14 protein-coding genes are annotated in these 14972 nt (G+C 49.9%); 2 read left to right on the forward strand and 12 right to left on the reverse strand.

From position 1 onward, the window contains the following. Positions 1-151: 151 nt before the first annotated feature. From AC6I1F_RS08240 to AC6I1F_RS08280, 9 genes are all read right to left on the reverse strand, one after another. Positions 152-412: a hypothetical protein gene (locus tag AC6I1F_RS08240; RefSeq protein ID WP_289187737.1), complete on the reverse strand. Its 261-nt coding sequence runs from the start codon at positions 410-412 to the stop codon at positions 152-154. Between the two features lie 254 nt (positions 413-666). Continuing rightward, positions 667-957 carry a hypothetical protein gene (locus tag AC6I1F_RS08245; protein WP_497801728.1) on the reverse strand — a complete coding sequence of 97 codons (291 nt, stop codon included), beginning with the start codon at positions 955-957 and terminating at the stop codon, positions 667-669. A 7-nt stretch (positions 958-964) separates the two neighbouring features. Then, positions 965-1753 carry a peptidylprolyl isomerase gene (locus AC6I1F_RS08250; RefSeq protein ID WP_497801729.1) on the reverse strand — a complete coding sequence of 263 codons (789 nt, stop codon included), beginning with the start codon at positions 1751-1753 and terminating at the stop codon, positions 965-967. A 186-nt stretch (positions 1754-1939) separates the two neighbouring features. After that, on the reverse strand, positions 1940-3949 hold the full coding sequence (locus AC6I1F_RS08255; RefSeq protein ID WP_497801730.1) for a YadA family autotransporter adhesin: 2010 nt from the start codon (positions 3947-3949) through the stop codon (positions 1940-1942). A gap of 1008 nt (positions 3950-4957) precedes the next feature. Next, positions 4958-6307: a 30S ribosomal protein S12 methylthiotransferase RimO gene (gene rimO, locus AC6I1F_RS08260; RefSeq protein WP_289162886.1), complete on the reverse strand. Its 1350-nt coding sequence runs from the start codon at positions 6305-6307 to the stop codon at positions 4958-4960. 7 nt (positions 6308-6314) lie between these two features. Continuing rightward, positions 6315-6650, reverse strand: a complete 336-nt coding sequence (locus AC6I1F_RS08265) for a rhodanese-like domain-containing protein (protein ID WP_160334294.1) — start codon at positions 6648-6650, stop codon at positions 6315-6317. Beyond that, on the reverse strand, positions 6643-7227 hold the full coding sequence (locus tag AC6I1F_RS08270; RefSeq protein ID WP_289077591.1) for a hypothetical protein: 585 nt from the start codon (positions 7225-7227) through the stop codon (positions 6643-6645). The genes AC6I1F_RS08265 and AC6I1F_RS08270 overlap by 8 nt, the downstream gene beginning before the upstream one ends. Further along, positions 7202-7978, reverse strand: a complete 777-nt coding sequence (gene pgeF / locus AC6I1F_RS08275; RefSeq protein WP_289162883.1) for a peptidoglycan editing factor PgeF — start codon at positions 7976-7978, stop codon at positions 7202-7204. Before pgeF ends, AC6I1F_RS08270 begins: the two co-directional genes overlap by 26 nt. Positions 7979-7982: 4 nt before the next feature. Continuing rightward, positions 7983-9161, reverse strand: coding sequence for an RluA family pseudouridine synthase (locus AC6I1F_RS08280; RefSeq protein WP_289162880.1), 1179 nt, complete (start codon positions 9159-9161; stop codon positions 7983-7985). A 17-nt stretch (positions 9162-9178) separates the two neighbouring features. Here AC6I1F_RS08280 and AC6I1F_RS08285 point away from each other — a divergent pair, with 17 nt between their 5' ends. Together AC6I1F_RS08285 and AC6I1F_RS08290 are read left to right on the forward strand one after the other, a co-directional pair. After that, the gene (locus AC6I1F_RS08285) at positions 9179-10009 is read left to right on the forward strand and encodes an outer membrane protein assembly factor BamD (protein WP_277612608.1); all 831 of its coding nucleotides are present in this window, start codon (positions 9179-9181) and stop codon (positions 10007-10009) included. A gap of 63 nt (positions 10010-10072) precedes the next feature. Beyond that, entirely contained in the window at positions 10073-10624 is a 552-nt protein-coding gene (locus AC6I1F_RS08290; protein WP_202074517.1) for a hypothetical protein, read from the forward strand. On the opposite strand, the gene yoaA is transcribed toward AC6I1F_RS08290, so the two are convergent. The 3 genes from yoaA to lpdA form a co-directional block, all read right to left on the reverse strand. Further along, entirely contained in the window at positions 10621-12621 is a 2001-nt protein-coding gene (gene yoaA, locus AC6I1F_RS08295; RefSeq protein WP_289162877.1) for a DNA repair helicase YoaA, read from the reverse strand. The genes AC6I1F_RS08290 and yoaA overlap by 4 nt on opposite strands. A gap of 26 nt (positions 12622-12647) precedes the next feature. Next, complete coding sequence (locus AC6I1F_RS08300; RefSeq protein WP_160334300.1) at positions 12648-13412, reverse strand: hypothetical protein; 765 nt, start codon at positions 13410-13412, stop codon at positions 12648-12650. Positions 13413-13533: 121 nt separating this feature from the next. Continuing rightward, positions 13534-14967 carry a dihydrolipoyl dehydrogenase gene (gene lpdA / locus AC6I1F_RS08305; RefSeq protein WP_289162875.1) on the reverse strand — a complete coding sequence of 478 codons (1434 nt, stop codon included), beginning with the start codon at positions 14965-14967 and terminating at the stop codon, positions 13534-13536. Between the last annotated feature and the right edge of the window lie 5 nt (positions 14968-14972).

Raw genomic sequence — 14972 nt, forward strand, 5'->3', positions numbered from 1 at the left:
TCATTAAGAACAGAATCAAAAAGATAATCAAATTAAGCACTGACAGAAGAGCCAAATCAAGGTTTCGTCGGTACTAAGGCAAACTTCTATATCTGTCGTCAACGTTCGACATCTAATTGTTTTGAAAAAAATTTATTCGAAGATCCGCAGCCTATCGTTTTTCAATCAGTTCGTGATTTTCGTAGTAGAGGACTTTACCTTCATATTCAGGATGATTCGCAAGAAACCGCTGACAAAGCCTCACCTGACGCGTGACTTCATTAAGAACGCCAACATAGAAGCGCTTTGCCGACCGAGACTGACGACGTACAGGATCCCATACATTGCGATAGCCATATACGTAACGCTTCGAGCCCCTTTTGTATGTGGAAAGACGATAATGATCATCCGGTAATGTTTTTGGACGTGCCATAAGATGATTCCTTTTAGAATGTGTTACTGCGAGGAGGCGGTCCATTTCTATTCTTCGCTCTGATACCCTTAGGCCTCAATATTTAAATTTCCGAGGCCGCAAAAAAATGAGCTTGCCTCCGTCCTAGTGGAAACAAGCTCCGGCCTTCTAAATACCTGAGGATATATTTACAGAAACGTACGGCCTAAGTACTACACGAGAAACAAATCAAACTCTTTTTGCTTCAGACTTTGAACCGACTGCCTTCTCAATCTCTAATTCAATGCCTTTGTTTCTGACGGTTTCCTGCTCAAACGCTTCTTCTGCTCTTTCTGCCTCTGCTCACTCTCTGTCGTCTTAAATACCAGAGAGACCGCTGCAACCTCAGAAAGACGCACTATCAGCAGAGGATCCGAAAATATGAACAATTTTTCTTTTGATGCGCCCTCGCTCAGACGAAACTCATCCAGAAAGCGGCCAAACTCCGATACCACACGATCGCTCTCACTGCTATTGCAAACGCAGAGCGTCTGGCCGTTTCTCATCAGCAATTTAAGTTCCTGCATATGTGACCTACTTTCTGGCAGGAAGAACCGTCTTCGCTTTTCTCTTCTCGGATGATGCCTGCTCTATTTTTGCTCCGCGGAACAAGCTGTTCAGGTACGCTGTGCTCTTTTGCTGTACCGCTGTCGCCTGAACCTGAGTCTTTATCTGATCAAGAGGCGGCATCGGCACCACTCGGCTATCCTCCAAGCGGAAAATCTGATACCCGTGCTGACTCTTGATCGGCTGCCTGTACAGCTGACCCTTCTTCAATCCTTTAACCGCATTGGCAAAGCCCGGGATATTGAATTTACTTACCGCGGTAAACGGCAAAAGACCTCCGTCAGCGGCGCTCGCCTTATCCAAAGACTTCTCTTTGGCTAGCTTGTCCATCTTCTCTCCGATCTCGATTAAATACAGAAGGTCCTTGGCTTCCTTTTCCGAGTCCACAAGAATGTAGCGAATCTGCACCTCATTGGGATCGTGCTGTCGTTTCAGCGCTTCATAAGCCGCTGACAGCTCCTGATCCGTTACCGGATGCTTCGATAAGTAGCTATTCACCAGAGCTTCTCTATAAATTCGGTTCTTGCTCTCGGCAATCTTTCTCTTAACCAGCGGATCTCGCTCCAGCTTCTGACGCCAAGCCGCCTGGCCGATAATCTTCTCCTCCGACAGAATCTGTCTTGCCATTGTCAGCTGAGCCTCCTGACCCTTTATACCTTTCTCTTTGGCCAGCAGCTCCATCAGCTCTTTCTGTTCTGCCGCCGATATCGTCTGACCGTTTATTTTCAGCGCTGTCTGCGCCAACGCCGTTGACATACTCGCTGCGAGTAAACATAACATGACCACTTTTTTCATAATCTTTATTCCTTTGACAGACAGCATCCTCAGAAGAATGTCAAAGATTCCACCTTAGGGATAGCCGCGAATTTTGTATTGAATTTCCTCTACGGAGCGGCGCAGTGCGGATAAACTCCGCACTGACGCCGTTTCACTTAGTTCTCTTTAGAACTGATAGCCGGCAGAGAGTGTGCCGCCAAAGTTTCCGCGTGTATCCACAGAGGCTGCGCCCTTGAAGACCCAGTTGCGGTCATTTGTGGCGTGCGACAGACCGAGCGCAAAACCGCCCTGACCGTGGTAAGTACCTGCGGACATCGCAAGAATCGACTTACCGGGCATATACGCCTGAGGCAGGTTGCCCACAGCCATTGCCATTGCAACACCGGCTCTCAGATCACGATCCACATCATGAATCTTGCTTCTGAGGCTGTTGGCTGTGCTGTCAACATACTGTTTGTTGGCCGCGTCTGTTGCCGCGATCGGAGCGCCAACGTTCTGAATGCGGTTTCCGCCCATGTTGACGTTGTTCTGCTGAAGAGTGATCGCCTGATTACCTTCTCCGGCAGCAATTGTCACAGCGCCGCTGGCACCGACATTGATACCGTTTTCGAAAGTACCGTTCATGGCCGCCTGCTGAGCAGCAGTCGGAGTCCAGCCGCTGGAGCCGCCCGATGTACCACCTGTCGAAGCGCCAGTAGAACCACCTGTCGAGCCACCGGTTGAACCGCCAGTGTTGCCTGTGTCTCCCGTGTTTCCGGAATTAGCTAAAAGGTTCTTCAGTTCCTGAGTCGTTGCGATCTTCACAACTGCTCCGCCGTTCTCATCGGCGGTTACTTCAGTTGTGAGATAACCATCTTCACCAAGGAAGGAGATTCCCTGATCGAGACCAACCTTAACTGATTCAACCGCTGCTCCGCCCGATGTCGTTGTACCGCCGCTGAGGAAGATACCGTCGCTCAACGTAGCAATAGTTTCGGTACCAGTCACAGCTCCGGTCGAGTCAATGTTGTTATAAACAAGACGGCCCTGAGAGCTGGTCGGTGTGACTGCGTCTCCATCAGCCTGGGCTGCCGGGGTCGCATCTGCCATCTGATATCTCAAACCGATAGTCGGAGCATTTTCGTTGTCAGGATCGGATGTCAACTGAATAGTGCTGACTTTCGTCTCACCGGTCATCAGGCCGTTGAGTGTGGTATTAGCTTGTTCAACCTGTGCGTTAACCGCTTTCAACTGAGCAACGTTGACTGCGTCGTTGTCTTCAGAACCGGCGGCTACACCTGTGAGCTGGCGGTTGAAGGTTACAGTCTGAGTGCTTTCTGTACCGTCTTCTGCTGTTACTGTAGCTTCGTAGCTGCCGCCAAAGGAAACTACGCCATGATTCGCATCTGCCTGCCAAACAGATTGATCCGTTACGCCTTCACTTGGCATAAGATATCCGGTAGGAGCGGCTCCATTCGCGTCAAGTCTGGATGTGGCAATTGAGTTAGCGCCGATTGCCACCGCTCCCTTAGCTCCTATCTGAACCTGAGAATTCGCACCAAAGGCCGATCCTGCGTCAGCCATCACCTTGCCGCTGTCACCTAACACTGAGGCATTGACTGCATTAACCGCGGGGGTGGAGCCGTCTTCGCTGGCCGGAATCTCAATGCTTGAACCCTGACCAAAAACAGAAGACTGCTGCAGAGATTTCAGCTGAGCGACGTTAACCGCGTCGTTGTCCTGAGAACCGGCGGCAACACCTGTCAACTGACGGCTCGCAGTGTCGGAACCAATAGAGGCTACACCAGAAGTTGAAACCCATGTTGATCCGGTTTTCTCAACGCTGCCGAAGGAGACTGCTTCACTCGCTGTGCCAAAAGTACCGGCGGCACGATTGGCTTCACTTCTAGTGCCAAGGGCTATTGAATATTCAGCGTTTGCTTTTGCCTTCATACCCACAGCCATACCATAAGCCCCAACAGCGTCAGCATCGTTACCAATAGCCACACCTCCGTCTGCACCACTCGTATCATAGCCAATTGATACAGCACCCGATCCGTTGGCTGTCGATTGTTGTCCGATTGCAATCGCGGCCCATCCAGCTGCACTTCCCTCTGTAAGAGCCCAAGCCTGACCGCTAGCCAAAGCTGCTGCCAAAGTCATTGATGCCAACAATGTAACTTTAAATTTATTCATATAAAAATACTCCTAGGAATGAAAAGCAGCCTAAGAACATCTTTCCTCAGTTCTTTAATCTGATAGGTGCTCTTTCGGCTACTGATTAACAAACCCGTTCGCACGGGATTCTTTCAGTGCTGAACTAACGCACCAATTCTCAAATTCGAACCAAAGCTGAATAAACAAAAACCTCCGACAATTCGATCCTTTTGAATGGACGAACCTATCAGAGGTCTTTTTGTGTCATTCCAAGCGCTTCTATCGTTTTCTGAAGCTTGAAATGTCGTATTTAAAGCGATTACAGGTACAGCAAAACCGTCCTCAGAATTGAGACGACGGTCTAAAACACTACACGAATTTTTCTCTGTAAAAGAAGAAGCTATACCACAATCAGCGCAACGCTGTTGGGGGGGGGTAGATGGTTTTTTCGAGGTTGCTATTTCGCATTTCTTTCTCGTTTTTAGTTTGATGAAATAATTTTAAACATACTTCTGACCGTTGTTCAAGCAAATTTGATTAGGATTTTCCATAACAAAACAAAACGCACCTCTACTTGCCTCCGTATACCTTCGTTAAAAAATATTTAAATTTTATTCCCCTTTTTATAATTATATTTTTTAGTATAGGGTTATTTATAATTTACTATCGCTCTGCTGAAGATGCTCCCAAGTACGGGAGTCCTACCCCTTTAGCTCACAATCATCTTATTCTCAATATCTCCTCCTGGCAGTTTTATCTGTCTGTTGACCTTGCACACGAATCTAACTCGCGTGTCTTCAAGAGTCCTTTTAGGTATTCCGCTCAAGCTTCCTGCAATTTTTCTAGGACAAAAGCAAGACACTTATAAGTTCTTACGACTCCATGCACAAAGTCGCTCTTTACTAACTTAGCCATCTATTTGCCTGTTCTCCGACTACCTCTCCCATATATAAAGTACATAGTTGACCATTACTGTAACTTAACCAATAAGTTACAAAAGAAAGGCACCACCCGGTACCTATATAAAACCCATATTGGATTTCCGGATTATCGCTGTTCGCCGTCAGCTATCTCTGCAAACAGGTCATAGTCGGAAGAATCTGTAACACGCACATCAACGAAGTCACCAGGCTTAACGCTCGGATTGCCTTCTATGAAGACCAAACCGTCAATGTCCGGAGCATCCGCCGTCGAACGGGCTATGGCTATGCCGTCTTCGTCCGCCGCTTCATCGACCAGCACCCGAATCGTGCGGCCTACCTTCTCAGCTAAAAGTTCACGAGATATCTGCTCCTGAACTTCCATGAAGCGCGCCCTTCTCTCCTCTCTGACTTCCTTGGGCAGAGCCCCAGGCAAATCATTTGCCGCGGCGCCTTCAACCGGAGAATAAGCAAAGCAGCCGACTCGGTTTAATCGAGCTTCTTTCAAGAAGTCCAAAAGATATTGGAATTCCTCTTCCGTCTCACCGGGGAACCCGGTAATAAACGTCGAACGGATGGTGATATCCGGACAGATCGCTCTCCATGCATTAATGCGTTCCATGTTGTACTCGCTTCCGGGACGCTTCATCGCTTTCAAAATCCTCGGATGCGCATGCTGGAACGGAACGTCCAGATAAGGAAGAATCTTCCCTTCGGCCATCAGCGGAACAATCTCGTCAACCGACGCATAGGGATACATATAATGCGGTCGGACCCACACGCCAAACTTGCCTAATTCCTCAAACAGCACCTTGATATTGGTTTTAACCGCACGGCCGCCAATGAAATCAAGCTTGTATTTCACATCCTGGCCGTAAGCAGCAGTATCCTGCGCGATCACCAAAAGCTCTTTAACGCCGCTTTTAACAAGATTCTGAGCCTCGCGAATAACCGAACCGATCGGACGAGACACTAAGGGGCCGCGAAGCGACGGAATAATACAGAAGGTGCAGTGATGATTGCATCCTTCGGCGATTTTTAGATAGGCATAATGCTTCGGCGTAAGAAGAACTCCGCCCGCGGGAACTAAATCGCCAAACGGTTCATGAGGACGCTCGAGGTTTTCATGCACCAGTCTAAGCACCTCATCGGTCTGCTCAGGACCTGTAACACCCAGAAGCTTCGGAAATTTATTCGCAATAAAATTTCCCTCTTCCGTCTGCTTGCCGCCTAAACAGCCGGTCACGATCACCTTTCCGTTTTCACTGAGTGCCTCCGAAATCGCTTCAAGCGATTCCTGAACCGCCGCATCAATAAAACCACAGGTGTTCACAACCACAAGATCGGAATCTTTGTATGTGGAACTAATCAGATAACCCTCTGCCCGAAGTTCGGTGACAATTCTCTCGCTGTCAACCAAGGCTTTCGGACAGCCCAAAGAAACAAACCCCACACGGGGCGGACGTTTAATGTTCATTAATTTATTACTTCACTAAAGGTCGGTTCAGAGTTTTTGAAGCGGCTTCATAACCGCCAAGATTTTTGACGTTCTTATAACCCATCTCTTCGAGCATCAGTTTTGCTCTGCCTGCTCGAGCGCCGGATCGGCAGTACAGCTGAACTTCATCGTCTTTGGCGATATTCATCGCTTTGAACTTTTCAATAAAGTCGGGCGATCTGAAATCGTCCGTAAGTGAGCCTTCGACACGCCCGGTTTCCTGAATTTCAGCAGGCGTGCGAATGTCAATCGTAAATGTTTTAGCTTCAGCTGCCATCATGGCTCCCGATAACAATGCAAACAAAACAAGCTTTCTAATCATAGTGTTTCCTCGCTTCATCGATATAAGTTTTCACTAGAGTGAGTACATGATTGAAGTTCTCGGCATTCGTCCAGAGCGTTAGCTGACCGTGAAGTCCTGCCTGAAGCACAATCCTTCTCATATTCGGAGAACTTTGAACAGAAACAATTTCCCCCCAATCGAGAACTCGGCTTCGGGAAGAATGGTTATTCAAATAAAGCGACTTCTTCAGCCCAATCATCGTGCAGAAAGTTCCAAGCAGAAAACTGACGAGCCCCGCCAGCGGAGAAGCTGTGGATCGAAACTCACTTGAAACACCTTCTGAATCCAGCTGGTAATAGATCTGACGATGCGGCTGAAGCGTAAGAAGCATCCAGCCCACAAAAAGCGCATCCAGCGGAACAATCAGAAGCGTCCAATAAGAATCCAATACCAGCTGCGGGTTTAAGAGAGCCAAAAGCACCAGAATCAAGACAAAAGCCAAAACTGCCAGGAAAAATTTGATAGGCGTTATGAGCTTAAATCCGGGCTGAACGTAATACCACGTCAGTTCCTCGGAAGCGTTTCGAGTATTAAAGTTTGTAGATGAATGCCCCATGTCTGCCTGTCCTGCCGCTTCTGCGGTAGCTGTAAAAACGTTTCGGATCGCTGAAAGTGTCGAGACCGCAGTCGTATACCTCGCTGACTCCGCTTAGCCTGAGCGCCTCCCGAACAAAGATAGAGAGATCCAAACGCATCGAGCCGTCTGCTTTTTTCTCAATCGCTTCGCCGCAAACGCCGCTTAATTTTGAATTCCTATAATAATCCGCGACATCCTCGCGAATCTCAAAACTTTCCTTACGAATATGCGGTCCGATCCAAGCCATAATCTCCGCACTGCTGTCCTCCAGCTTGCCGCTCATCGCTTCGACACAAGCCTGAAGCACGCCGTCGGCCAAACCTCTCCAGCCGGCGTGCGCCGCTGCGACCGCTTTTCCATTCTTCTCGCAGAAAAGCACGGGAACGCAGTCCGCGGTCATGACAACGCAGGGAACCTTGGAATGTGTCGTGAACGCGGCATCAGCCTGCGGGGCGTCTTTAACCTGATCCGCCTCAAGAACGATTGTCGAATGAATCTGACGAAGCCAGGCGGCTTCCGATCCGATCATTTCAGTCACCATCGCACGGTTGGCCTTAACCGCGTAAGGACTGTCCTCGACATGATCACCGAGATTGAGACCGTTAAAACCGTCCTCTGCGCCGTACGCGCCGGCTGATAAACCGCCGCTTCTCAGCGTGAAAAAAGCTTTCACATTTGCGGGTGCGGGCCACTGCGGCACCAGCACATCTAATTCGGGTTTGCTTCTCATACTTCTACTCGTTTGTTCTTTCAATCTTCCAGAGATCAGAATCCTCTTCGTCTTCATCCCCGAAATCAAAATCATCCCAGGAAGAGATTCTTCCGATTTCCTCAGAGGCGGCTGTTTCTTCTTCTGCCTGCCACACCGGATCGCCAAACACCTGCGAAGGTTCATCCCAAGGCCCGAACTGAAGCTCCTCCATCAGCGCGATAAAGTCCTGCGGCGGCTCTGCAAACCACTCCTGAGGCTCGCCGGTACGCGGATGAATTAAGCCAAGCCGACTCGCATGCAGGGCCTGACGATTAAATGAATTAAGCACTGAACCGTCTTCCTTCGGCTTCGGAAGCTTATTGCGGTAAAGCGGATCTCCGATTAAAGGGAAACCTATAGATTCCATATGAACTCGGATCTGATGGGTCCTTCCGGTCTTAAGACGGCAGGCGACCCAAGAGAACGGCTTACCTTTAATTTCTGTACTCTGAATGCACTTGATGTGTGTGCTTGCGGGTTTAGCGCGACCGCCCGCGCCTACGCTGAAACGCAGCGGATTACGCGGATCGCGTTCAATCGCGCTGTCGATCACTTTATCTTTTGGCGCAATACCTCGGGTCAGCGCCCAATATTCGCGCTTAACGGTCCGCTCTTGCAGCTGGCGCACCAAATCAAGCTGAGCGTTCTCATTCTTAGCCACGACCATCAGACCGGTGGTATCTCGGTCCAATCTGTGCACGATACCCGCACGCGGCAGCGATCTGAAAATCGGATCGTAGGCAAGCAGGCCGTTGAGAAGTGTATCGTCCCAGTGCCCGGCTGCCGGATGAACCACGAGACCAGCCGGCTTGTTGATGACGAGAATGTCCTCGTCCTCGTAAACGATATCAAGGTCCATCGGAACCGCTTTGAACGCAAGATCCTCCGCTCTCGGTGTCAGCTCCACCCGGACAGAGTCCGAGAAAACCAGCTTATGACGGGGCTTGATAACCGCTTCGCCGTTCACTTGGACCGAACCCTCTTCAATCAGAGTTTTTAGACGCGACCTAGAAACCTCCGGAAGATTGGCGGCGAGCACTTTGTCTAAGCGCTCTCCGTCCTGATCAATTCCAACCTCAAGTGTTTTTATTTTTGAGATTTTTCCCGCTTCTTGTTCGTCAGAGGCCTCACTCTGTCTATAATCTGTTAATTCAGTATCCATAATTAATATCTAAACCTATGTCTCGTACTCGTCAGTCTTTGCTTAGACGCACCCTCGCATGTGTCTGTCTTGGTTCCGTTATTTTAACGACTGCTTCATGCGGTATGTTTAAAGGAATTGAAGATCCTACGGAAGGCTGGACAGCCGACAAGCTTTATGTAGAAGCGCGCGATAACCTCAATGAAGGAAACTACGAAACCGCCCGCGACTACTACCAGAAACTTGAGGCCCGCTATCCTTACGGACGTTATTCACAGCAGGCCATGGTTGAAGTCGCTTATTCCTACTATCGCGAAAACGAACCGACAGAAGCGATCGCCAACTGCGACCGCTTCCTCAGACAGTATCCGGAACACCCGCTCTCACCCTACGCGTTATACATCAAGGGTCTTGCCACGCTTGACGAAGACACAGGCTGGATGAGCTTCCTCAACCGTCAGGACCTTTCCAAGCGCGACGCTCAGGCTGCCAGAGACGCCTTTGATATCTTCAAAGACCTTGTCCTGCGCTTCCCGAACAGCCGTTACGCCCGTGACGCGCGCGAAAGAATGCATGAACTCGTAGAAGCTCAGGCTAAATACGAAGTCAATACCGCTAAGTTCTACTACGATCGTCAGGCCTATATCGCAGCAATTAACCGTGCCCAAATCGTGCTGAGAGATTTCCAGACTTCTCCCCAGGCCAACGAAGCTCTGCTTATCATGAAGAACTCTTATGAGAAGCTCGGCATGGAAGATAAGGTCAAGGACGTGGAACGCGTGATTGACGCGAACCAAAACCGCGCTTCGTTTGAAACCTACCAGCGAGCCGAAGAATATAAGGCCGCAGGTGTTCCTGTTCAGGACTAAAATTTTTCTGAACTTATTATCGATATCAGAGAGCGTGTCCTGACGCGCTCTCTGTTTAATATTTTGCTGAATAGAAGTTTGATTTTTGCGGCGATCGCCGCGGTGCTTGTTTCCGGATGCAGAACCATCCCCGAAATCCCCTCGCAAATGACCTGCGATGACTTGGATTATCTTGCCGAGCAGGCAATGAAGTCCAATCGTCTTCCGTTTTTCACGACGCAGGTTAAGTATCCCGGAGATTGGCGGCCCTATGCTCCTAATCGCTGGATTCAGGAAGGCAGCCGAAAACAGGTTCGCGAACTTAGGAAAGACTATCTTCAGATGGAAATTCTTGAAGTCGGCGACAACATCAACGATCAAACGCCATATCGTGTGCGGGTTCTTGTAAATACCTGCCGTGACGCGTCTAAGAAGCCTCAGGGAGAACTTCTTCTGATCAACTATCTTAAAGACGCGCCGGGCAAATTCTCCCAAAAGGTTCCCTTCAGCTTCACAGGTCAGGAGCCGCAGGATTATCTCGGCCGCCTTGTCTGCGGCTACCAAAAGCTTCCGGATGTCGACCGGGAACAGGAAATGGCTCAGCGCTGGCTTCAGTGCCGACAGCCGAAGAATTAAGATTTTTCCTTGCGCATTGCCGCCATCTCTTTAACGAAATCAAAGGCGACATCCATCCTCGTGGTGCGCGCAAAATCCGGAAGACTCTGCCAAATCACTTTCCCGTAATTTCGTCTGGTCAGCCGCGAATCACAAATCATCAGCATGCCTAAATCTTTATGATCTCTGATCAGGCGCCCCGCTCCCTGCATCAGGTGCATGGTCGCCTGGGGAATAGAAATCTTTTTGAACGGATCTTCTCCCTTAGCGGTCACGAAATCGCATTTACCGTCAAATACCGGGTCGCCCGGAGGCGGGAAGGGAATTTTGTCGATGATCACAAGAGACAGCGCGTCTCCTTTAATATCCACTCCTTCCCAGAAGCTCATGGAACCGACTAACACGGCGCTGCCCGACTCTTTGAACTGCCGCAGAAGCTCCTGCTTAGGCGCCTCTTTCTGAACCAGAATCTTTAAAGGGAGATCGTCACGCTCGGCGTAGTAGCGCAAATGTTTACCGATCGTCTCCATGGCGCGAAGCGTCGTGCACAAAACAAACGCTCTGCCTTGATTCTCTTTGATAAACGGCCAGATTTTTGCGGCGACTTTATCCGGAAAATCCTGCACACCCGGCTGAGGAATGTCATCCGGGATATATAAGAGCGCCTGACTCTTGTAATCAAAGGGACTGTCCCAATGCTTTGTTTTCGCATCTTCCAGACCCATTTCTTCGACGAAATGATCAAAGTTTCCGTTCATCGAAAGAGTCGCGGATGTCAGCACCCAAGGCTTGCCCTGACTGTCGCGCGCCGAGTTCAGTTTCTCAGAAAAAGAAATCGGAGTCGCGTTGAAGTTCATGGTGCTTTTTCGAAGCGTGAACCAATGAATAATGGGAACTTTACTGTCGGTCTTTTTACTGGAAAAAACGTCCGTCCAGTACTGCAGACTTTCGACAAATTTAGCGGAACGCTCATAACAGGACTCCGCTTCCGCAGATGCGTCTTTGCTCTGCAGAAGAGCGTCTGACAAGTCCGCCATCGATGACAGGAGCCTCTGCATCGGTTCAACGAGTAAACGGGCGTCCGAGAACTTGCTTATCGCGATCGGCTTATCCGTATCTTGCAGGATATTGGTTGAGGTCAGAAGCAAGTCTTTCATGCTTTGATCGACACTCTTGGTCAGCTCTTTCCACTGAACAACGATTTCTCCGGAAAGAGTACCCGCTGCAACCAACACATCTTTCAAAAAAGAGTTGATCTCAGATAACGAAAGCTTCTCCGCGAAAAAATCACTGCAGATGTTCAGAAGCTGGTGCGCTTCGTCAATCACAACCAAATCAAAGTCCGGCAGAAAATCTGTGATCTGATTGTCCTTAAGGGCGATGTCCGAGAGGAACAGATGGTGATTGATCACCAGAATATCGGCTTCCTTGGCTTTTTCTCGGGCCTTCATCACAAAGCAGTCTTCGTAATGTTCGCACTTGTTGCCAAGACAATTATCCGCGGTACTCGTCACTTCCGGCCAAATACCGGAGTCTTCCGGTACGTCGACAATATCGCCTCTTTCTCCGGTTTCGGACTGCTGCGCAAAGCGCTGAATCTTCTGCAGATGCACCACCTCTTCGCGCGATTTGGCGGCATTCTCTTCACAGGCGTGTTCTAAACGAAGTTTGCAGATATAGTTCGCGCGGCCCTTCAAAAGCGCGATACGCGCACCCATGCCGAGCGCTTTTAAAATCGCAGGAATATCCTTGAAATAAAGCTGATCCTGAAGCGTCTTTCCCGCAGTGGAAACCAACACTCGGCCGCTGTGCAGCAGCGCGGGAACAAGATAAGCAAAGGTTTTCCCGGTTCCGGTACCCGCTTCCGCAACCAAACTTTCTCCGGTTTCAAGCGCTTCGGCCACGGAACACGCGTACTCTATCTGAGATTCTCTCGGAACATAATTCTCCGTCGCTTTTGACAGAGGACCGTCCTTAGCGAAAACCGCCTCAACTTGCTTACTAAACTGCCCTTCCATTGAGGCAATACTCCTTTAGATGTTTCTTAGGGATTGAGCTGATTAACCAGTCCCTGAGCTTTCTGCTCTTCACGCAGTTTGAGCTGACGTTCATATTCAGCGGCCTTGGCTTCACGCTTGCGAATATTTTCAATCTTGCGTTTCTCGGCTTCGGCTCGGCGTTTTGCGCGCTCGTCAATACGTTCCTGTTCGGTCTCGGAGGGCGGTGTCGGAGCCTTCTCTTCCTGCTCTGCAACACGTTCCTGATGCTTGATTTGTTTCTGTTCAAAAGCCTCTTCGTTGGCCTTTTCTTCTTCCGCGCTCAGCGTTCTGTCCGGTCGGGCTTCAGCCGGTTTTCTCGAGGACGGTGTTGTTTTTACCGGCTGTTTTTTCTTCGCTTTTGCCCGCTCGGCCGCTTCAGCTTCAATGCGCTCGTTCTTCGCGGCCTGTTTCGCCTCATTTTCTTTGCGTGTCTTTACCGCTTCGTCGGATCGTTCCTTGCGTAAGAAATCGCGCGCAACGAGCCAAACCTGCCTCGCTTCCTGAATATGCGTGTAACGCTCCTCACGAACGCTGTCGAGGCAGTAGGTCACAAAAAAATTCCGGTAGCAGGCCTTTTTTTCGGCTTCGTACCAGTCGTCCCAAAGGTTTTTTTCATGCTCGTAAGCCTGAATGACCTCACGAGCTCTCTGTGCGTTTGTAATCGTATCGGGAGGATAGCGGTCCGCAAATGGTGTGTTGGTCGGATAGTCTGCCGCATGAGCGTTCAGACATAAGCTTCCGAGCAAAAGCAGTAAGTGGGCTATCTTCATCTTCTCTCCGATGGATCCGAATACATTATTTATAAAAATCAACCGATATTGTGCACGAATACAGCTGCTCGGTTGCGTAAAAAAGAGTAAAGACGGCGCAAGCGCCGCCCTTATCTGATTATCAGAAGTTTATCGCTTCTTTATTCACTGCGAGAGCCGCTTCCTTCAGTGCTTCGCTGAAAGAAGGATGCGGTTCACAAATCAGTGAGAGATCTTCGGCAGTCGCTCCGAATGCAAGCGCTTCACAGGCCTGGCCGATCAGCTCTCCGGCCTGAGGTCCGATGATATGAACGCCGAGAATTTCATCGGTCTGAGCGTCCGCAAGCATCTTCACAAAACCCTGAGTTTCTCCGACTGCGCGTGCGCGGCCGTTGGCCATAAAGGGGAACTGCCCGACTTTATACTCTCGTCCCGCTTTCTTCAGTTCGTCTTCCGTTTTACCGACCCAGGCGATTTCCGGTTCGGTGTAAATCACGGAGGGGACGCGCTCCAAATGAACAAACGCTTTACGGCCTGCAATTCTTTCGGCTACCGCAACGCCCTCTTCTTCAGCTTTGTGCGCAAGCATCGGACCTCTCACGAGATCCCCGATTGCCCAGACATTCGGAAGATTGGTACGGCACTCTTCGTCCACTTCGACAAAACCGCGTTCATCGAGTTTTAAGCCGACGACCGGCGCGTCAAGGGAAGCTGTGAACGGCACGCGTCCGATCGAAATAAGAAGGCGTTCCACCCACATCTCGCACTTCTTGCCGTCCTTGTCGGTGTAAGAAACAGAGACGCGTTCGCCATTGTCTTCAATGTGATCGATACGAACACCAAATTCCATGGAAAGCCCCTGCTTCTCAAAGATTTTCTTTGCTTCCTTGGTGACGGAAGAGTCTGCAAACGTCAGCAGATCCGGCATCGCCTCAAGAACTTTGACATCGGCTCCGAACTTCTTCCAAATACTGCCGATTTCCAGTCCGATGACGCCCGCTCCGATAATGCCGAGGGTGGTCGGAACTTTTTTCAGCGCGAGAGCTCCGCTGTTGGAAAGCATGCGGTCTTCATCAAAGGGAACGTTCGGCAGGGCACGAGGCTTGCTTCCGGTTGCAAGAATCACGCTCTTAGCCATGACTTTCGTCTCTGCCGGCGCGTCGACGTTGATCAGATACCCGTCCGCGTCTGCAGTCGCGAAAGATCCTCTGCCGTTAAGGAAGGTGATCTTATTCTTCTTGAAAAGATACAGAATACCGTCATTGGTCTGACGAATAATCTTATCCTTACGGGCCATCATCTTGGCAACATCGATCGCGGGACAATCCACTTCGATTCCGTGCTCACCCGCTTTAAGTTCAATCTCTTCAAAAAGCGCGGCCGTCGCCAACAGCGCTTTAGAAGGAATGCAGCCGACATTGGTGCATGTGCCCCCGGGCGCGGCTTTACCTTCCTTCACCCAGTCATCAATGCAGCAAACGGAGAGTCCGAGCTGCGCGGCTCGGATCGCCGCAACATAGCCGCCGGGACCGGCGCCGATGACAACGACATCAAAAACCTGAACATCTTCTCTCATTGAAT

Source organism: Parasutterella sp. St.1A3 (assembly GCF_059728705.1).